This is a genomic window from uncultured Thermosynechococcus sp., assembly GCF_938074695.1.
GTDB lineage: Bacteria > Cyanobacteriota > Cyanobacteriia > Thermosynechococcales > Thermosynechococcaceae > Thermosynechococcus.
The window spans coordinates 1-16194 of record NZ_CALJEM010000042.1 but is presented as its reverse complement, the minus strand read 5'-3'; the positions used below and the strand labels follow the sequence as shown (position 1 = coordinate 16194).

General features: G+C 53.1%; 22 protein-coding genes and 2 pseudogenes. 15 read left to right on the top strand and 9 right to left on the bottom strand.

Features of this window, described 5'->3' with window-relative positions:
• Nucleotides 1-81 precede the first annotated feature (81 nt).
• Genes Q0683_RS07020 through Q0683_RS07010 form a run of 3 tightly spaced genes read right to left on the bottom strand, consistent with a single transcriptional unit; the run spans nucleotide 82 to nucleotide 1938 of the window.
• Nucleotides 82-615 carry a gamma carbonic anhydrase family protein gene (locus tag Q0683_RS07020; RefSeq protein WP_298616300.1) on the bottom strand — a complete coding sequence of 178 codons (534 nt, stop codon included), beginning with the start codon at nucleotides 613-615 and terminating at the stop codon, nucleotides 82-84.
• Nucleotides 616-655: 40 nt separating this feature from the next.
• Entirely contained in the window at nucleotides 656-1330 is a 675-nt protein-coding gene (locus tag Q0683_RS07015; protein ID WP_298616303.1) for a DUF4335 domain-containing protein, read from the bottom strand.
• A complete protein-coding gene (locus Q0683_RS07010) occupies nucleotides 1330-1938 on the bottom strand; it encodes a DUF3038 domain-containing protein (RefSeq protein WP_298617547.1) in 609 nt (202 codons plus the stop codon). Before Q0683_RS07010 ends, Q0683_RS07015 begins: the two co-directional genes overlap by 1 nt.
• Nucleotides 1939-2233: 295 nt before the next feature.
• Between Q0683_RS07010 and Q0683_RS07005 the strand changes: the two are divergent.
• Nucleotides 2234-2543 (top strand): annotated as a pseudogene (locus Q0683_RS07005) (hypothetical protein).
• A gap of 31 nt (nucleotides 2544-2574) precedes the next feature.
• Nucleotides 2575-3030, top strand: coding sequence for a YbjN domain-containing protein (locus tag Q0683_RS07000; RefSeq protein ID WP_298616311.1), 456 nt, complete (start codon nucleotides 2575-2577; stop codon nucleotides 3028-3030).
• Here Q0683_RS07000 and Q0683_RS06995 read toward each other — a convergent pair.
• Complete coding sequence (locus Q0683_RS06995; RefSeq protein ID WP_298976970.1) at nucleotides 3020-3736, bottom strand: pyridoxine 5'-phosphate synthase; 717 nt, start codon at nucleotides 3734-3736, stop codon at nucleotides 3020-3022. The genes Q0683_RS07000 and Q0683_RS06995 overlap by 11 nt on opposite strands.
• Before the next feature lie 138 nt (nucleotides 3737-3874).
• On the opposite strand from Q0683_RS06995, the gene Q0683_RS06990 reads away from it, so the two are divergent.
• From Q0683_RS06990 to Q0683_RS06980, 3 genes are all read left to right on the top strand, one after another.
• Complete coding sequence (locus tag Q0683_RS06990; RefSeq protein ID WP_298976968.1) at nucleotides 3875-4000, top strand: hypothetical protein; 126 nt, start codon at nucleotides 3875-3877, stop codon at nucleotides 3998-4000.
• A gap of 98 nt (nucleotides 4001-4098) precedes the next feature.
• The gene (locus Q0683_RS06985; RefSeq protein WP_298976966.1) at nucleotides 4099-4299 is read left to right on the top strand and encodes an FtsW/RodA/SpoVE family cell cycle protein; all 201 of its coding nucleotides are present in this window, start codon (nucleotides 4099-4101) and stop codon (nucleotides 4297-4299) included.
• 282 nt (nucleotides 4300-4581) lie between these two features.
• Nucleotides 4582-4830, top strand: coding sequence for an FtsW/RodA/SpoVE family cell cycle protein (locus Q0683_RS06980; protein WP_298976964.1), 249 nt, complete (start codon nucleotides 4582-4584; stop codon nucleotides 4828-4830).
• A gap of 8 nt (nucleotides 4831-4838) precedes the next feature.
• Here Q0683_RS06980 and Q0683_RS06975 read toward each other — a convergent pair whose 3' ends face one another.
• Complete coding sequence (locus tag Q0683_RS06975; protein ID WP_298612513.1) at nucleotides 4839-6035, bottom strand: pentapeptide repeat-containing protein; 1197 nt, start codon at nucleotides 6033-6035, stop codon at nucleotides 4839-4841.
• A 224-nt stretch (nucleotides 6036-6259) separates the two neighbouring features.
• Between Q0683_RS06975 and Q0683_RS06970 the strand changes: the two genes are divergently transcribed.
• The 3 genes from Q0683_RS06970 (at nucleotide 6260) to Q0683_RS06960 (ending at nucleotide 7806) form a co-directional block, all read left to right on the top strand.
• Nucleotides 6260-6385, top strand: a complete 126-nt coding sequence (locus tag Q0683_RS06970; RefSeq protein ID WP_298612510.1) for a photosystem II protein Y — start codon at nucleotides 6260-6262, stop codon at nucleotides 6383-6385.
• Between the two features lie 135 nt (nucleotides 6386-6520).
• Entirely contained in the window at nucleotides 6521-7186 is a 666-nt protein-coding gene (locus Q0683_RS06965; protein WP_298612507.1) for a HEAT repeat domain-containing protein, read from the top strand.
• Between the two features lie 113 nt (nucleotides 7187-7299).
• Nucleotides 7300-7806, top strand: coding sequence for a hypothetical protein (locus tag Q0683_RS06960; protein WP_298617730.1), 507 nt, complete (start codon nucleotides 7300-7302; stop codon nucleotides 7804-7806).
• A 169-nt stretch (nucleotides 7807-7975) separates the two neighbouring features.
• Here the strand turns inward: Q0683_RS06960 and raiA are convergent, their stop codons facing one another.
• On the bottom strand, nucleotides 7976-8593 hold the full coding sequence (gene raiA / locus Q0683_RS06955) for a ribosome hibernation-promoting factor, HPF/YfiA family (RefSeq protein WP_298617727.1): 618 nt from the start codon (nucleotides 8591-8593) through the stop codon (nucleotides 7976-7978).
• Between the two features lie 162 nt (nucleotides 8594-8755).
• Between raiA and lipB the strand changes: the two genes are divergently transcribed.
• The 3 genes from lipB (at nucleotide 8756) to Q0683_RS06940 (ending at nucleotide 10866) form a co-directional block, all read left to right on the top strand.
• Nucleotides 8756-9436 (top strand): lipoyl(octanoyl) transferase LipB, encoded by a 681-nt coding sequence (gene lipB / locus Q0683_RS06950; protein WP_298612498.1) that lies wholly within the window; start codon nucleotides 8756-8758, stop codon nucleotides 9434-9436.
• A gap of 218 nt (nucleotides 9437-9654) precedes the next feature.
• Nucleotides 9655-10638, top strand: coding sequence for an RNA polymerase sigma factor, RpoD/SigA family (locus Q0683_RS06945; protein ID WP_366142505.1), 984 nt, complete (start codon nucleotides 9655-9657; stop codon nucleotides 10636-10638).
• A gap of 66 nt (nucleotides 10639-10704) precedes the next feature.
• Nucleotides 10705-10866 carry a cupin domain-containing protein gene (locus Q0683_RS06940; RefSeq protein ID WP_298612495.1) on the top strand — a complete coding sequence of 54 codons (162 nt, stop codon included), beginning with the start codon at nucleotides 10705-10707 and terminating at the stop codon, nucleotides 10864-10866.
• Here Q0683_RS06940 and Q0683_RS06935 read toward each other — a convergent pair.
• Together Q0683_RS06935 and Q0683_RS06930 are read right to left on the bottom strand one after the other, a co-directional pair.
• Nucleotides 10863-12647, bottom strand: a complete 1785-nt coding sequence (locus Q0683_RS06935) for a mechanosensitive ion channel domain-containing protein (RefSeq protein ID WP_298612492.1) — start codon at nucleotides 12645-12647, stop codon at nucleotides 10863-10865. The genes Q0683_RS06940 and Q0683_RS06935 overlap by 4 nt on opposite strands.
• A complete protein-coding gene (locus Q0683_RS06930; protein WP_298612489.1) occupies nucleotides 12644-13123 on the bottom strand; it encodes an ankyrin repeat domain-containing protein in 480 nt (159 codons plus the stop codon). Before Q0683_RS06930 ends, Q0683_RS06935 begins: the two co-directional genes overlap by 4 nt.
• 81 nt (nucleotides 13124-13204) lie before the next feature.
• On the opposite strand from Q0683_RS06930, the gene petN reads away from it, so the two are divergent.
• The 4 genes from petN (at nucleotide 13205) to Q0683_RS06910 (ending at nucleotide 15612) form a co-directional block, all read left to right on the top strand.
• On the top strand, nucleotides 13205-13294 hold the full coding sequence (gene petN, locus Q0683_RS06925; protein WP_011056671.1) for a cytochrome b6-f complex subunit PetN: 90 nt from the start codon (nucleotides 13205-13207) through the stop codon (nucleotides 13292-13294).
• 18 nt (nucleotides 13295-13312) lie between these two features.
• On the top strand, nucleotides 13313-13468 hold the full coding sequence (locus Q0683_RS06920; protein WP_298612486.1) for a hypothetical protein: 156 nt from the start codon (nucleotides 13313-13315) through the stop codon (nucleotides 13466-13468).
• Nucleotides 13468-15222 carry an arginine--tRNA ligase gene (gene argS, locus Q0683_RS06915; protein ID WP_298976958.1) on the top strand — a complete coding sequence of 585 codons (1755 nt, stop codon included), beginning with the start codon at nucleotides 13468-13470 and terminating at the stop codon, nucleotides 15220-15222. The genes Q0683_RS06920 and argS overlap by 1 nt, the downstream gene beginning before the upstream one ends.
• A gap of 177 nt (nucleotides 15223-15399) precedes the next feature.
• Nucleotides 15400-15612, top strand: a complete 213-nt coding sequence (locus Q0683_RS06910) for a hypothetical protein (RefSeq protein ID WP_298976956.1) — start codon at nucleotides 15400-15402, stop codon at nucleotides 15610-15612.
• Nucleotides 15613-15707: 95 nt separating this feature from the next.
• Here Q0683_RS06910 and Q0683_RS11050 read toward each other — a convergent pair.
• Nucleotides 15708-16194: pseudogene (locus Q0683_RS11050) on the bottom strand (RNA-guided endonuclease TnpB family protein); the annotation flags it as partial.

Genomic DNA, 16194 nt, shown 5'->3' with positions numbered 1-16194 from the left:
TACAGAATTCTAGCAGATGACAGTCCTTTTCCTAAGAATGCCAGACACCGAACACTGGGGCGGTCAGTTTAGGACAAATTTCTAGGGATGGAATCCCAAATCGTGTCCTGTGCCGTTGTGCACATGGGCAAGTTGTTCATACTTGTGGGCATGCTGACGTAAATCGGCAGCCTCAGTGTCACTCACTTCACGCACGACTTTGGCGGGAATACCCACCACCAACGAGCGGGGAGGGACATCTTTGCTGACCACTGCCCCCGCCGCAACAATACTGCTAGCGCCCACGCGAACGCCGTTGAGAATCACCGCACCAATGCCAATTAAACAGCCGTCTTCAACGGTTGCCCCGTGAATTACGGCGCGATGCCCCACCGTTACCTCTGCCCCTAGGATGGTGGGCTGCCCCGGATCGCCATGGAGGATAGCGCCATCTTGAACATTGGTGTGGGCACCAATCTCGATGTACTCCACGTCACCGCGTAACACAGCGCCATACCAAATGCTACACCCCTCACCGAGGCGGACATCCCCAACCAGCGTGGCATTGGGGGCAATAAAGGCAGCGCGATCGCCGGCAACGGGTGGCCAAAAACCACTAGGGGCAGTGATTACCATAAGAAATTTATCCTCAGCATCAACAAGCACTGAAATTGGCTTAAGGATTCGGGGGATTGGGTGTCGTTGGTGCCGGTGCGGGCGTGACGGCTTCGGGAGTAGGAGGCAAGGCTTCCTCGCGGGGGGGACGCCGTTCGGGCACGGGGAAGTGGAAAAAGATTGCAGCCATTGCCGCTAAGCTAGCGGCACCAATGCCCAAGGGCATAAGTTGTTTGCGCAAAGGCACGGCAGGGGCGATCGCCCGCCGGGGGAGAGAATGGAAGGTAGGGATCAGCGTGGGCAGCGTTTGACTATCACTACAAAATTGATCCAGCGCCTCCACTAAATCCGCCAGTTGCAACCACGTAAGATGAACTTCTAGGGTTTCCCCTGCTTCATCGTTGGTCGGTGATTCTGAATTCTCTTCGGGAGAGGTTTGCAACAGCTTACGGGGAATATGGAGCGATACTTGATTGGCGGCTGCGATCTCAACTTGAATCGGGTATTGGGGCGATCGCCGCAACTTGACACCACTCAACCACGTTTGTGCTGCCGCTGGCACGCTATTGAGTAAAGCCACAAGGAAATCTTTACCCCCCTTGATCCGTTGATTCTGACCGATAATCTCCCACTCACAACATGTGACAATATCCAATTGCTCTGCCCCGGCTTGACCGCTGAGTCCTTCAATGCGCAGGGTGCAATTGGGCAATGAGTACTGGCGTTGCAGCAGCATTAACTCACTTCCCCGTCAAATAAACTAAACCAAAGGCGTTCCATGCCCTTTGTGCCTGCGCAGAGCAGGAGCTGTGCCAACAACTTCAAACCCAACTCATTGAGGGCTTGGTGATTTTTGTAGAGAAAGAGACTCGATCGCTGGAGGTTCATACGTTTGCGAAAATTGCGGCGAAAGCGATCTAAATACGCCGCCAATGGGGCATAGGTTTCCGGCGGCAAATTTTGTGCCTGCAATTGATCCAACACCAAAAGTAAATGCCGCAAGATAGCTGTCTGCCGCCGTGCCACTTGCACCACTACTGCGGTGAGTGCTTTGGTTTCCGCCAAGGGCAAGGGGGTACGCTGGGTAACTTGGCGAAAGGGATTCGTGCAGCGAATTTGCCAAAATACGACCCGATTGGGAATCATCCCTTGCAGTTGCAGCTCCCGCAGCACTTGCAGCATCAACTCAGAGGCATGCAAATCAACACACTCTAGGGCAAGCAGCAATAGATCCAACTGCCAACGCGCCCGCCGAGGGCAAACACTCACCCCTTGGGGGTTGGGCAGTGCTGCCAACATCGGCGGTAATAGCTCAACTTCAGGAGATTCAACTGTTGCTGGCATTGGGTTTGCCGTTTCCATAGGCTCTAGAATGCTCACTATACAGTAATCGTGACAGGGGTCATACTGAGATCAGTCCTTTTCCCCAAGATGGAACCCGCTTGGCACCGTGACAACTCGTCCAGGAGAGCACACCATCCACCCTAATGTTCTCCATCTTTCCGCAAAAGGCTATAAGCCTAGATCATCTTAGCTCTTCCTCCGATGACGACCGCCCCCTATCTCTATGTTGCCCGCTACGCTGATTTTTAGAAACGCAAGCTAGACTTGAGGGAAGGGATGTGTATAAGAGGCTGTCATGAATCAAGATATTCCACCCCCAGAGACCTATGGGGTACTTGGGCTGGCTCATTGTTTTAGCCAAGTCGCAGGAAAGCTCCAGCCCGTAGCGGTGATTGAGCCGATTCCCTCAGCAGCATTGGAAGCATGGCTCTATGGCTTGCCCACTTCCTACAGTGAAGCCCATGCCCTCACCTATGGTATAGCCCAAGACTTAGAATAGCTGCAGCAGCAATTTCCCCCCAGTGCCCATTTATGTGATGACTATGCGCATTGTTACCACTGCAGATAATGTCAAACAACACACCTATACTCACCAAGTTCTCTAACGAGTTGTCCTGATTCACGAAAGGAATGACCATGGTCAGCGAAGTGCAGCCTACCCCCACAGCCTCCCTTGACGCGCCTCCTGAAAATGCAGTTGAAATTATTGAAACGGTTATTTCTAGTCTCCACCAAGGGGACACCCCCCTCGTTGGCCAAACGGACAGTGGCAAAATTTGGATGTTTCGCTATGGCAGTGCCGAGGTCTTTGTACAGTTGGGTGGCCAGACAGAGGAGGACTTTCTCACGATTTGGTCGCCGGTACTACCTTTGCCCGTCGCGGATGAATTAGGACTCTATCGTAAGCTCCTGACGTTAAACTGGCTCACCACCCTTGAGGCGCATTTTGCCATTGCCGAAGAACAAGTCCAAGTGGTGGCCACTCGCACCCTGAGGGGCATCACTGCCTGTGAAATTTCTCGCTTAATTACGATTGTGGCGACCCTAGCCGATGACTATGATGACACCCTCAGGGCTGAATTCAAGGGCTAATGAGGGCTTTCATATCCCGTACCGCTTGCACCATGCCCACCAGCACAGCACGGCTGATAATGGTGTGGCCAATATTGAGTTCTTCAATCCCCTCTAGGCGGGCGATCGCGCCGACATTGGCGTAGGTCAGCCCATGACCCGCATTCACCCGTAACCCTAGTGCTCTAGCGTGCTGTACCCCTTGAGCCAAAATTGCTAATTCCCGCTGTTGGGCTGCTTCTCCCTTGGCTTCGGCATAGCGCCCTGTGTGCAATTCAATAAACTGAGCCGTGGTTTTGGCAGCGGCTTCTAGCTGGGCAGGATCGGCGTCAATAAATAAACTCACAGGAATTCCCGCTCCTTGCAGGGTTTGCACGACTTGGGTGAGGGGTTGCCGCTGATTGACCACATCTAGCCCCCCTTCGGTGGTGACTTCTTCGCGCCGCTCAGGCACTAAAGTCACATAATCCGGACGAATCTCAAGGGCGATCGCCACCATTTCCGGAGTAGCAGCCATCTCTAGATTCAAGTGGGTGCGTACCGTTTGCCGCAGGAGCCGCACATCCCGCTCTTGAATATGGCGACGATCTTCGCGCAAATGAACGGTAATGCCATCGGCTCCCCCCAGTTCTGCTAAAACGGCTGCGGCGACGGGATCCGGTTCAACCGTACGCCGGGCTTGGCGAATCGTTGCCACATGATCAATGTTGACCCCTAGGGTTGCCACTGCGATCGCTCCTTGTCGGGATAGACGCTTAACTTTTCGGATAATACATCAAGTGCAATGCCCAATGACGGCTGCTCGTTTGCAACCTTTTGGGACAACCGATAGACTAAGCCCTCAAGAGAGACAGGACACCTGCCCATGACTTGGCGATTCCTCCGACAGCGGACTTTTGGCTGGTTCTATCCTTGGCAAGGCGTGGATTGGCTGCTGCTGGGGGCTGTTTGGGCAACGACTCTCATTGGGGCGGTCTTTAATCCATGGTAGTCAACTGCATCTAGAGGAAAACGATAGTCTCCAGCATTTATTGGTGGGGGGATGGGTATAATTCTTGCCTTCATCCCTGCCTGCCTCAATCGGTCTTTATGGGCAGTCATTGGCTTGTTTACGGCCTCAGTTGTGTGCTGCTGCTGGCGGTTGATCTCGTGGGGGTAGAGGCCAAGGGAGCAGAACGCTGGTTGGCAATTGGCGGCTTTAACCTGCAACCCCCAGCTCAGAATTTGCCAAAATTTCCCTCATTCTCACCCCAGCAGCCCTGTTGCACCGCATTGCAGGCCACTCGCTGAAGGGGATTCGCAGTGTGTTTGCAGCCACTGTCCCCCTTTTTTCCTGATTTTGACGCAGCGGGATTTAGACACGTCCCTTGTTTTATTGCCATTACATTGACAATGCTCTACTGAGCCAATCCGCCCGGCAGTTGGATTCTCCTATTGCTTTCCCCTTGGGTCGCTGCTATTCTCTTTGCACTGCCCTTACCTTATCACCTGAATCTAGGCATTTGGGGGTGGACAGTCCCATGGTGCTCAGGAAACGGGGTTTATTGGCAGTTTAGTTCTCCTGGGTCTCTTTTGCTTGATTGGTTTGCGCCTATTGCAAATTGCCACAGTCATAACTTTGACTCACTGCTGGCGATCGGTCTATTTGCCATGATCTTGTTTCAAGTAATGGTGAATATTGGCATGACGATTGGTCTGCTCGAGGTGACAGGTATGCCTTTACCCCTGGTAAGGTATGGCCGCTCAGCTCTGCTCTCTACCTATCTTGGCTTAGGAATGGTGCTCTCCATAGCAAATCATCGCCCGCGATCGCGCTACTAACTAAGGCGCTAGCGCCCCAGTTTATTGGGAATCCCCTCACAGCCGCCGGGAATCGTTTCGCGGGAACGGCTACCGCTCCAAGCGCAGCAATAGTAGCGCTGTTCTTGGGAGAGGTTCTTAACATTGGTAAAGTTGACATCCTCGACCACTGCACCGGTGTGCGCCCCAGTGCGAAAATTGGGAGGATTTAGGCGATCGCGAGGACTGGCCTGTTCGGCAGTACCGTAAAACAAGCGGGTGCGGCTGAGATCGGCACCGGTCAAATCCGCTCCCTGCAAAATTGCCCCTGCCAGGTTTGCCCGAGTCAAATTGCAGTGGCGAAAGATTGTTCCCGTTAAGTTAGCCTCACTCAATTCGGTCCAGCGCAGATCCGTACCACTGAGATCGGCTCCCGCCAGCATACTGCCTAGGTTGATCACCCGAACGCCGTATTCAATGTCTTCTTCGTATCCCCCTAAGCCATCAAAAATGGGGCGACCCAGCCGGCGATCGCGCTTTAGGGGAGTCAGTAACTTTGCCCCCGACAGAAAGCGAATGATTTTGGCTTTGCCCTCGGCATCCAGTCCCCCCAAGATGGCAGCGGTGCGTCCCTCGGCGATCGCTCGCTCCGGCGGCCAATCCTCTAATAATCCTTCATCGTCAAGGATGAGATCGGCAATCCCTTGGAAATAACTGTCAATCGTTTGCTGTTGGGTAATGCGGTTTTGTTGGGTGGTCAAATCCCGCGAGATCACGTACTGTCGCCAAGCCACATAGGCCGCCAAGAGGGCCACCAAAATTTGCCCTAGGGCACCGAAGCCCTCCGCCAGTGCTCCCACCGCCTCCCAATTCGTGCCTTGAAACCGTCCTCGGAGCCAGTCCATGGCGCCGGTCATGGCAACAAGCGCTACCCCTGCGAGGCTCAGCCCTAGGAAGGCCAAAATAAACTGCCGTTGCTGTTCCGTCAGATCCGCCGTAAACCAACGGTAAGCGGAAGTCCAGACTAGGGGAAAACTCAGCGCCCCCAGTGCCAGGGCCGCCACCACCCCCACCCCATCCCAATCGAGTCCCCAAGCTACCAAGACGGCAACCATGGCGATCGGCATTAACACTAAACGTAGGGACTGCCAACCGCTGCGCCAACGACTGCGGGCTGCCAATACTTGACTGAGGCGGAGAGCTGCCGCCGCTTGGTTTTCACGGAGGGTTGTTTTGTCTTCGCCCATCAGGACTTAGCCTTACAGTTTGGGAATTAAACCAATCATACAAATCTTTTCCTTGGGGCAGACCTGCCTCAAAACAGCAAAGCCGGTATTAACCCTCCTGCCCCCTATAAAAAGGACGGTGATGAGAGTTTTCCTTTGTTCAATAACCTACCCCTCTCTCCCTTAAAAGAAGGCTGTACAATAATTCATAAAGTCTTCAGAAAACCTTTTAGGAGGTTTTGGCAATGGATTGGCGCGTTTTAATTGTCCTGCTACCGGTCTTGCTGGCTGCCGCTTGGGCGGTGCGCAACATTCTGCCCTATGCCATCAAGCAGTTTCAAAAGCTTCTGCAAAAAGCAAAAGCAGCCTAGACGCTTGGTAGCGTTTTCTCCTAGCGGCTGAGCCTCCCCAAGGAACTCTGCATTTAGTGTTTCACTTTGGGGAGAGCTTTTTATAATGGAGGGAGATATTGTTAATTTTTGTAAATTAGCTTTTAGGTGACTGCCATGCCCTCCCTCGAACAGCTTGCCCATCAACTGGAAAGTCCCAATTCCCGCGATCGCCTACTGGCGCTAGCCGCGCTACGGGATGTCCCCTCTGCGGATGCCGTACCCCTCATTAAAAAAGTCCTTTGGGACGAAAATCTCCAGATTCGCTCAATGGCGGTGTTTGCCCTTGGGGTTAAATCCACACCGGAGTGCTTTGATATTTTAGTGCGTTTGCTCGAAACCGAACCGGACTACGGCATTCGTGCCGATGCCGCCGGAGCATTGGGCTACCTTGAAGACGAACGTGCCTTTGAACCCTTGGTGCGCGCCTTCTATGAAGACACCGATTGGCTGGTGCGCTTTAGTGCCGCTGTGGCGCTGGGCAATCTCAAGGATCCCCGCGCGGTGGAGGTGTTGCGATCGGCGCTGAAAAGTCAGGAAGTCGTGATGCTCCAAGGAGCGATCGCCGCTTTGGGGGAAATCGGCGATCCTAGCGTTGTGGAGGATATTTTGCCCTTTGTGACCGCCGAGGATTGGTTGGTACGCCAACGCCTTGCTGAAGCTCTAGGTAACCTACCTAGCCCGAAAACGCAGGCCGCTCTAGAGTATCTCGCTAAAGACGATCATCCCCATGTAGCGACAGCAGCTCAGATTTCTTTGCAACGTTTGCAAGAGCGACTTTAATCTGAAGTTGCGGGCACCGGCAATTGAAATCAAGCTTTTTTGCCCACTGCGGTTTCTGCCATAACTCTCTACACTGGAAAGGAAGGCGCCGCATTGGCAGTAACCTAATCTCTATGTTTATCCGAATTAAGTTTCTTCCCTACCTCGTGGCAGTGCTGATCGGGGTGATTGGTGCAGTTATTCTTTCACAAATACACTTTACGCTCTGGTGGGAGCCAGATCTGCTGACTCAACCACCGCCAATTGTGGAAGCAGAACCAGAAACCACGACCGTTCAGCCCCTACCCACTCCCCAGGCTCCAGCCAACCCGCAACCGAATGGTCTGCGCATTAGTAATCAAACGGCCTTTCCGGTGCGCGTGGTGTTGCTCGCTGCCCGCGATCGCGCCCATCCCCATAGGGGCGCAGTACACTGGGACTTTGCTCCTATGGAGGGCAGTATCAAGGGGCTGCTGTTAACCCTGCCCGAAGGGAAGCTCACCCTCCAGTCCGGGGATATTGTTCTTGCCTTTACGCTGGATGGCTCCAAACGCTACTGGGGACCCTATGTCATTGGTGAAAATGGTGAACTACAGCGCGATCGCCAAACACAGGAATGGCAGTTGATCCTGCGCCCCTAGGGAGCTTCGCTCTGGGTCATTAAGACAGCCCTTTTCCCGCTGAAGGAGGACAGGCTCAAATCGGTGAAGGCTAGCAGGGGCAAGGATTGCATCCCCCTTGGATGCCGGAAAAGGGCTGGAATCCCCCTCTTTACTGAGAGGCTATTAAGACTGAGGACGGGTTAACCCTCTAGGGGTGAGCTTTCGCAACTGCCTTTGTGCTGTGGTGATTTTCCTGTTGGGAGGTGGGGCGGGGTTGAATGACGCCATAGCCCCCATGATTCCGCTCATAGACCACGTTGATTTCCCCTGTGTCGCGATTGCGGAAGACATAGAAGTCGTGATCCACCATTTCGAGGTGCTCAAGGGCTTCTTGAATTGTCATCGGCGGCATGGCAAAGTATTTCATGCGCACCACTTGTTCGGGCAGTTGCGGGGTGCGATCGCCCACCAAGTCTGTCACCACTGCGGGTTCCACCACACTATTCGCATCTTTCGCACGGGACTTGTCTTGCCGTTTTTCTTTGAGTTTACGGAGCTTGCGCGCAATTTTGTCGGCCACAAGGTCAATGCTGGCGTAGAGATTTTCACTGCTTTCTTCAGCGCGAATCACTGAGCCGTTGACAAATAGGGTCACTTCAGCGGTTTGTTGCGGGGCTGTACTGCGGTTCCGAGCCACGGCAAGATGCACATCAACTTCGTTAATCAGATTCTGGAAATGATTGGTGGCTCGCTCGATTTTTTGGTTCACATAGCTGCGAATGCCATCCGTAATATCAATGTTTTTACCGTGAATCACTAGCCTCATAGGGTTGCCTCCCCTGAGCAAAAAACAGATAAATCTAAGGCTGATCTACTTCCACCCTAGCACTTTCGTATCGGGGATTACAGGGCATCCTGAGGCTCTTCACCTTTATTCGTGTTCTGTGATAATTCTTATCCTCTAACCCTTGACAATCTGGCATCCCCTATGAAAAGCACTTTTGGTTGGCATTGTGCCTTGGGGATCATCCCCTACCGCGAGGCTTGGCGCTGGCAACAGCAACTGGTGGCGGAGCGCTGTCACGATCCCACCGCCCCAGATGTCCTGCTCACCCTTGAGCACCCCCCCATCTATACCCTTGGCCAAGGGGCAACCACTGCCCATGTTCACTTTGATCCTGTAGCCACAGGGCTTGAGGTACTGCGTATTGAACGGGGAGGCGATGTCACCTACCACTGCCCCGGCCAATTGGTGGCCTACCCGATTTTGAATTTACGCCGCCATCGCTGCGATCTGCATTGGTATCTCCACCAGTTGGAGGAAGTTGTGATTCAAACCCTTGGGCACTATGGCATTCAAGGGGAGCGCGTTGCTGGCCTCACGGGTGTGTGGGTGGAGGGGTACAAGGTGGCCGCCATTGGGATTAAGGTGACCCGCTGGATTACCTTCCACGGCATTGCCCTCAATGTGGTAAACGATCTCAAGGGCTTTGGTCGCATTGTCCCCTGTGGCATTGGCGATCGCCCCGTGGGGAACCTACAGCAGTTTTGTACCGATATTGATCTCGAGGATGTACGCCGGCAGTTTGTTGCCGCCTTTGGCCGTGTTTTTGCCCTCGAATTTCTCCCTAAGGTTCTTGCCGATCTCCTGATCCCTGTTTCTAGTTGACAAACTTTAATCTTTATTTCAGGAATCGGCTGTTATGAATTGCAACTTTCGGGGCACAATCTAAGTCTAAGTAGATCAGGATACAGGCCAATTCCCTTTCACCTGCTAAGCTAACGCTATACAAACCTCAGCTTTCTCAGGGCGAGTCGTCATCTCATCTCCGTAAACCCTTTATCTACATTCTTCCTTGCCAAATACTATTTGGAATCTGCGCTGCTATGATGAACTCCGCTTCTAAAGCTCCATCCCCTACCCCCACGGTTAGCACCGACATGGTGCGCACGTACCTCCAGGAAATTGGGCGCGTGCCGCTGTTGACCCATGAACAGGAAATTATTCTGGGTAAACAGGTACAGCAAATGATGGCACTGCGGGAAAAACGCGATGCCCTAGCCAAGGAACTAAGGCGTGAACCAACCTTTGAAGAATGGGCGGCGGCCTGTAACTTGACGCCAACGGAATTGCGCAACCTTCTTAAACGGGGCGAACGCGCCAAACAAAAGATGATTGAGGCCAATCTGCGCCTTGTCGTTTCGGTGGCCAAAAAGTATCAAAAGCGTAATCTTGAATTGCTGGACTTGGTTCAAGAGGGCACCCTTGGCCTCGAACGCGGTGTGGAAAAGTTTGATCCCACGCGGGGCTATAAGTTCTCGACCTATGCCTACTGGTGGATTCGCCAAGCCATTACACGGGCGATCGCCCAACAGGCGCGGACAATTCGCCTGCCCATCCACATCACCGAAAAGCTGAACAAGATCAAACGCACCCAACGCGAACTTGCGCAAAAACTGGGACGCAGTGCGACCCCTGCTGAAATAGCAGCCGCGCTAGAACTCGAACCCGAGCAAATCCGCGAATACCTGACCCTTGCTCGCCAACCCGTTTCCCTTGATCTGCGCGTGGGGGACAATCAGGACACTGAACTCGGTGAACTACTTGAGGATGACAGTCCTTCGCCAGAGCAATTTACCACAGTGGAGTCTCTCCGGGATGATGTCAACCTCTGGCTGGCGGAACTTACCCCGCAACAACGGCAAGTACTCATCCTGCGCTACGGATTGGGGGATGGTCAAGAGCTGTCCCTTGCCAAGGTGGGTGAGCAACTCAATCTCAGCCGTGAACGGGTGCGGCAACTGGAGCGGCAAGCCCTCGATCACCTGCGGCGGCGACGCCAGCAAATGTATGAATACTTGGCCAGCTAAGGCGTGGATTGAGGTACTTGACCTGCAACCCCAGGGGGGGACTATTGCCGCAAGATCTCTCCCTCAGTGAGGAGCATTCCACAAGCGGTTTTGCCCTTAGGATTTCAGGGGGGCGATCGCGCCTACTGTACAAGTATTTACTTCCTACTACCCACCACGGCCTGTTCACGACTACACCGCAGGGCCGGCGAAGAACTTTGGCATTTTATTGAACCCTTGACGTCCTAGACATTAAAGAGTGTCCGCAAACGGCGACGAATCCACTGTAGGGGAGGCAGGCTTTTGATGTCTTGGGAGTTCACTAGACCGAGTTCTTGCAATACCTGTTGCCGCATTGCTAGCTCATGGGCAATATCTTCCGCCAATTGGGGTTGAGCTTGCAGGAGTCGCTGTACTGCCGAGCGATGTACCACAAATAAAACTGTTTCTTCTAAGGCTCGCACGGTCGCCGATCGCGGCATCCCCGTCAGTACGGCAATTTCACCAAAAAACTCTCCTTTATAGAGGGTTGCTAAAATCTGATTCAGGTGCTCCGAACGAACTTCCACGGCTCCTTCAAGGATGATGTAAAAGGCATCCCCCGGATCTCCCTCACAGCAGATAATTTCCCCAATACTATAAAATTGGCGGTTGCCTAACTCAATGAGCATTTGCAATTCCGCATTGGAGCAGCGGGAAAAACAACTGATATTGCGCAGTAAATCAGCAAGGGAAGGTTCCGCTTTGGTTATTTCTTCAGGCATCGGCTCAGTCCCTGTTGCCGTTTCGGGTGTACTTGCTACAGAACGATGGTAATAGTGCGCTAAGGAGCGCAGTTCCCCCAAGTCGCGCAACCGCAGGTCTAACTGGGGGAAAGGAACTTCAATTTGCCGCTGCCGTAACTCCTGCTCAATGAGAAAATAGAGGGCACTTTTAATAGGCTCGGAATCTTGGGGGCGGTTAATCCACACCAGCAATTCAAAAAGATAGGCACTTTCACCAAAGCCGCGAAACCAGACACTGGGGGGTGGCGTCAGCAGGACGCGGGGATCCTGACGGGCAGCACTGAGGAGTGCCTCGGTCACCAGCACAGTATCACTGCCGTAGGCAACACTCACAGGGATATGGATGCGGCTATTGGGGCTACCGTAGCTCCAGTTAACAACGTTCTTTTCAATAAAGCGGTTGTTGGGAACAATAACGTACTGGCTGTCATTGGTGCGGATAATCGTGGCACGAATTGAGATTTTCTCCACCGTGCCTAGGAGACCATCCACTTCAATAAAATCCCCGACTTTGATTGGCTGTTCTAGTAGAATCGCTAGACCACTAATAAAGTTACTGGCCAAGGTTTGTAAACCAAAACCAAAACCGATCCCCAAGACCCCCGCCAACACCGTGAGGGAACTGAGGTCAATGCCGGCAGTTTGCAAAACGATAATAAAACCAATAAAACTCAAGCTATAGCTAACTACACGGGTAATGGTTTCTTGGCTGCCACGATCCACCCGTAAGCGGGCAAGAATCCGAGTCTTGAGCCACTCACTCACCCAGCGGGCGGTAAAAATCACCACTAGGGATAAAAAGAGAATTAAAAAGACAAAGTTCAGTGTGATTTTAGTGCGCCCCAACTCCATAAAGGGCGTGTTAAACACCACTGCCACCCGCTGGAGGAGAAACTGAATTGTGCTGCCAATGCGCTCATGCCAAGGGGAAAGACTTTGAACAGATTGGAGAATCCAAGATAAAACAAGCGACCAGAGTAAAATTCGCAGTGCCAGGCGCAATAGACCGGCGGCGAGGGAGAGCCATGGCTGGGATTGGTGGCTAGCTTTTGGGTTAAGCCGTTGTTGCAGTTGAGAAATCCCCAGTTTCAGGAGCAGCCAATCAATGAGGATGGCAATGCCAACAATGCCGACAATTTGAGCCGCTTCGATCAAGGCCGCCCGCAGCCGTTGAGTTCGGGTCAGTTGCGCCACTAGAAGACTTGCGGGGGCTGCTGCTAAAAATAGATTGAGGTATTTGATCATGGTGCCAAGGATTGTGCACGAGCGGCTTTAATGACTGCCACCACCTCGCTATGTTTCCCATCCAGTGCCCAGACAAGTGCTGTCCAAGAATTCTGATCTTTGGCGTTGAGATCCGCCCCTGCGGCAATCAGTTGTTTCACCGTAGCCGCCTGTCCCTTGGCTGCGGCGGCCATTAGGGGAGTCAGACCAAAGGTGGTCTGGGCGTTGACATTGGCACCTGCTGCCAGTAGCTTCTCCACAATCGCCGTGTGCCCACCTCCTGCGGCGGCCATTAGGGGGGTCCAGCCGTCACTATCCCCTTGGTTGACATCGACACCTGCGGCAATTAGAGCCTCCACAATGTCTATATGTCCCAGTTCTGCCGCTAGGGCTAGAGCCTCTGTTTTGATCTCGACACCGCTGGCGATCGCCTGTTGAACAGCACTCAGATCCCCTTGCTCAATAGCAGTTTCAATTGCCGTCGTGCCCTGCATCATTGTCTGTAGCCTGTCTCTCATGAGAAAAAGATAATCTATCTGCGTTAAAATGAGGTCTGCATTGAGTTCAGGTCGCATGCCATGGATATTATCACGCTCGGTTGGGTGGGTGTTCTCAGTGTCTTTACGCTTTCGATTGCCTTTGTGGTCTGGGGCCGCCACGGTATGTAGCCACCTAAGGCTGGGGCAATGACGGTTTCATTTGCAGATCTTCTAGTTCTGGTGGCCTTGCTGCTCCTGATCGTCGTGACCGGTGGCATAGGCTATCTGACCTTTGCGGAGTGGCGCGATCGGCGGCGCCTACAAGCGGAGCAAAAACAGCAACGACGGGGGCGTAAGCGTTGATGGTCGCTCCTTTATCCCTGTTGGGCGATCGCCTTCTCCGTGCCCTGCAGACGGCTCTGCCCTTAGAGGCCTATCCGCAGCCACTCCTGCTGCCGGCCAGTCAAGCTAAATTTGGCGACTATCAATCCAATGTATGCCTGAGCCTTGCCAAGCAGGTGGGCAAAGCGCCGCGGGAACTTGCCCAAGAAGTTGTAGCACATCTCAACGTTGACGATATTTGCCAGCCCGTCGAAATCGCAGGACCGGGCTTTCTCAATTTTCGTCTCCAGCCAGCCTTTTTGGCGCGCAGCCTACAGGCGGCGCTGGGGAGCGATCGCTTGGGGATTCCCAAGACCCAAAAACCACGACGGGTAGTGGTAGATTTTTCCAGTCCCAACATTGCCAAGGAAATGCACGTGGGTCACCTGCGCTCTACGATTATTGGTGACTGCATTGCCCGCATTCTTGAATTTCAGGGACATGATGTCCTGCGGCTTAACCATGTGGGGGACTGGGGGACGCAGTTTGGCATGCTCATTGCCTACCTTGACGAAGTGTATCCCGACGCCCTCACCACCGCCAATGCCCTTGATTTGGGAGACTTGGTAACCTTTTACAAACAAGCCAAGCAACGCTTTGACAGCGATCCTGAGTTTCAGCAAAAAGCCCGCCAACAAGTGGTGGCGCTGCAGCAGGGAGACGAGCACAGTCGCCGCGCTTGGCAACTTTTGTGTGAGCAATCCCGCCGCGAGTTCCAAAAGATCTACGATCTGCTAGATATTCAACTCACCGAGCGCGGGGAATCCTTCTACAATCCCTTTTTGCCCGCAGTGATTGAGGATCTAGCAGCTGTTGGCCTGCTCACAGAAGATCAGGGGGCAAAGGTTGTTTTTCTCGAGGGGTTCACAAACAAAGAGGGGCAACCCCAGCCCTTGATTGTGCAAAAATCCGATGGCGGCTATAACTATGCAACCACGGATTTAGCAGCGCTGCGCTATCGCATTGAACAGGATCGGGCAGACTGGATTATTTACGTGACCGATGTTGGGCAGTCCACCCACTTTGCCCAAGTGTTTCAAGTGGCACAGCGCGCGGGTTGGGTACCTCCCCATGTAACGCTAACCCACGTCCCCTTTGGCTTGGTTCTAGGGGAAGATGGCAAACGCTTGAAAACCCGTTCCGGGGAAACGATTCGGCTCATGGATTTGTTGACAGAGGCGATCGCCCGCAGTCGCAGGGATTTAGAACAACGCCTTGCCGCTGAAGGGCGCACCGAATCCCCTGAGTTTATAGACAGTGTAGCACAAACCATTGGCATTGGCGCTGTTAAGTACGCGGATCTCAGCCAAAACCGCAACAGTAACTATGTCTTTAGCTACGACAAGATGCTCTCTCTACAGGGCAACACAGCTCCCTACCTGCTCTATGCCTATGTCCGTGTTCAGGGACTCACCCGCCGCGGCGAAATTGATTGGGCTACCCTTGCGGCAAATACACCCCTACTTTTAGAGGATGAAACTGAGCAACGGCTTGCCAAGCACCTTGTGCAACTGGAGGAAACCCTTGAGCTGGTGAGCGCCGAGCTATTGCCCAACCGCCTCTGCCAATACCTGTTTGAACTCAGCCAGCTTTTCAACCAGTTCTACGATCGCTGTCCTATCCTCTCAGCTGCTGAGCCGACGAGACAATCCCGTCTAACCCTCGCCTATCTCACTGCGCAAACGCTGAAGCTGGGGCTATCCCTTCTGGGGATTCGGGTTTTGGATCGGATTTAGAGCCTCCCCGCTATACTGGGGCACAGCACCACTGTTGTTTTTGGGATTTTCTAGGGAGTGAGAGGTCTATTCTCCAAGCTTTTACTTGCAGTCATTTTCCTACTGATCTGGCCGCACTTCTTCCTGATAGAGTTTTATTTTTGGCTATTTCGCCGCGAGTTGCCCAGCAGTCTAGAAATGGGGGGTATGTTTATCATGCTGGTAATAGCAGCGGGAACGGGTCTCGGTTTCCTTGTTAGCCTCGCTGTTGGGTTGGTTCTATTCCCTTGGCTTTGGCCAGAGACGGGTCAGGGAGGGCGGTGGTTAACCGCAGTGGGGATTTATGTCCTCAATTCCTTGCTTTGCTTTGAACTGGGCTATCGCTGGGGTCAGCGGGAAGCAAAGCGGTGATGGCATGAGGCGCTGCCTTGGTGTTTACCCCTACGCCAATACAAACAGGGTTTTTGACACTTCCCGCACTAAAGTGACGGGGATTCTTGAACAGCCTAGAATCGGACTTTCAAAGGCGTTGTCAATGCGCCTCTACTGACTCCACTGACCTCTCCCTGACGGTCGAGGGAACGGTCAAGCCCCAATGTTGCCGCTACTTTCCTTAAGATATTAGCAGCCGCATTGCAGTCTGCATTGATGTACCAATTTGTTGCGGTTCGGTACAGTCCCCGCTTAACCCGCTCCCCAGATTCTTGCTACTGTTCGGGTTTTGCACCGATTTTAGGCAGCTTATCAGAATCCAGAAAGCTGGCTCTGCTGGTGTAGCTTTCCTCCGTTTCCACAAACCGAAGTCCGTATTGTTCGCACAGTTGCTTAATCCGTTCTTTCACCCTCCCTGTAGGAATCTGGACAAAATTTTGATTGGTTTTTGCCCCCATATTAACTCCGTTTTTCTGCCCCGTATTCACAGTCCCAATCCGATTTTTCAGACAGTGGTTGATGGCATCCCGCATTTGGCGGTTGCGCTTCTCCGTGATTGCT

Excerpts from the sequence above, each read along its gene's own strand:
- Q0683_RS07020 (WP_298616300.1), bottom strand. The coding sequence starts at position 615 with ATGGTAATCACTGCCCCTAGTGGTTTTTGGCCACCCGTTGCCGGCGAT.
- Q0683_RS07015 (WP_298616303.1), bottom strand. The coding sequence starts at position 1,330 with ATGCTGCTGCAACGCCAGTACTCATTGCCCAATTGCACCCTGCGCATT.
- Q0683_RS07010 (WP_298617547.1), bottom strand. The coding sequence starts at position 1,938 with ATGCCAGCAACAGTTGAATCTCCTGAAGTTGAGCTATTACCGCCGATG.
- Q0683_RS07000 (WP_298616311.1), top strand. The coding sequence starts at position 2,575 with ATGGTCAGCGAAGTGCAGCCTACCCCCACAGCCTCCCTTGACGCGCCT.
- Q0683_RS06990 (WP_298976968.1), top strand. The coding sequence starts at position 3,875 with ATGACTTGGCGATTCCTCCGACAGCGGACTTTTGGCTGGTTCTATCCT.
- Q0683_RS06985 (WP_298976966.1), top strand. The coding sequence starts at position 4,099 with ATGGGCAGTCATTGGCTTGTTTACGGCCTCAGTTGTGTGCTGCTGCTG.
- Q0683_RS06975 (WP_298612513.1), bottom strand. The coding sequence starts at position 6,035 with ATGGGCGAAGACAAAACAACCCTCCGTGAAAACCAAGCGGCGGCAGCT.
- Q0683_RS06970 (WP_298612510.1), top strand. The coding sequence starts at position 6,260 with ATGGATTGGCGCGTTTTAATTGTCCTGCTACCGGTCTTGCTGGCTGCC.
- Q0683_RS06965 (WP_298612507.1), top strand. The coding sequence starts at position 6,521 with ATGCCCTCCCTCGAACAGCTTGCCCATCAACTGGAAAGTCCCAATTCC.
- Q0683_RS06960 (WP_298617730.1), top strand. The coding sequence starts at position 7,300 with ATGTTTATCCGAATTAAGTTTCTTCCCTACCTCGTGGCAGTGCTGATC.
- raiA (WP_298617727.1), bottom strand. The coding sequence starts at position 8,593 with ATGAGGCTAGTGATTCACGGTAAAAACATTGATATTACGGATGGCATT.
- lipB (WP_298612498.1), top strand. The coding sequence starts at position 8,756 with ATGAAAAGCACTTTTGGTTGGCATTGTGCCTTGGGGATCATCCCCTAC.
- Q0683_RS06945 (WP_366142505.1), top strand. The coding sequence starts at position 9,655 with ATGATGAACTCCGCTTCTAAAGCTCCATCCCCTACCCCCACGGTTAGC.
- Q0683_RS06935 (WP_298612492.1), bottom strand. The coding sequence starts at position 12,647 with ATGATCAAATACCTCAATCTATTTTTAGCAGCAGCCCCCGCAAGTCTT.
- Q0683_RS06930 (WP_298612489.1), bottom strand. The coding sequence starts at position 13,123 with ATGATGCAGGGCACGACGGCAATTGAAACTGCTATTGAGCAAGGGGAT.
- petN (WP_011056671.1), top strand. The coding sequence starts at position 13,205 with ATGGATATTATCACGCTCGGTTGGGTGGGTGTTCTCAGTGTCTTTACG.
- Q0683_RS06920 (WP_298612486.1), top strand. The coding sequence starts at position 13,313 with ATGACGGTTTCATTTGCAGATCTTCTAGTTCTGGTGGCCTTGCTGCTC.
- argS (WP_298976958.1), top strand. The coding sequence starts at position 13,468 with ATGGTCGCTCCTTTATCCCTGTTGGGCGATCGCCTTCTCCGTGCCCTG.
- Q0683_RS06910 (WP_298976956.1), top strand. The coding sequence starts at position 15,400 with ATGGGGGGTATGTTTATCATGCTGGTAATAGCAGCGGGAACGGGTCTC.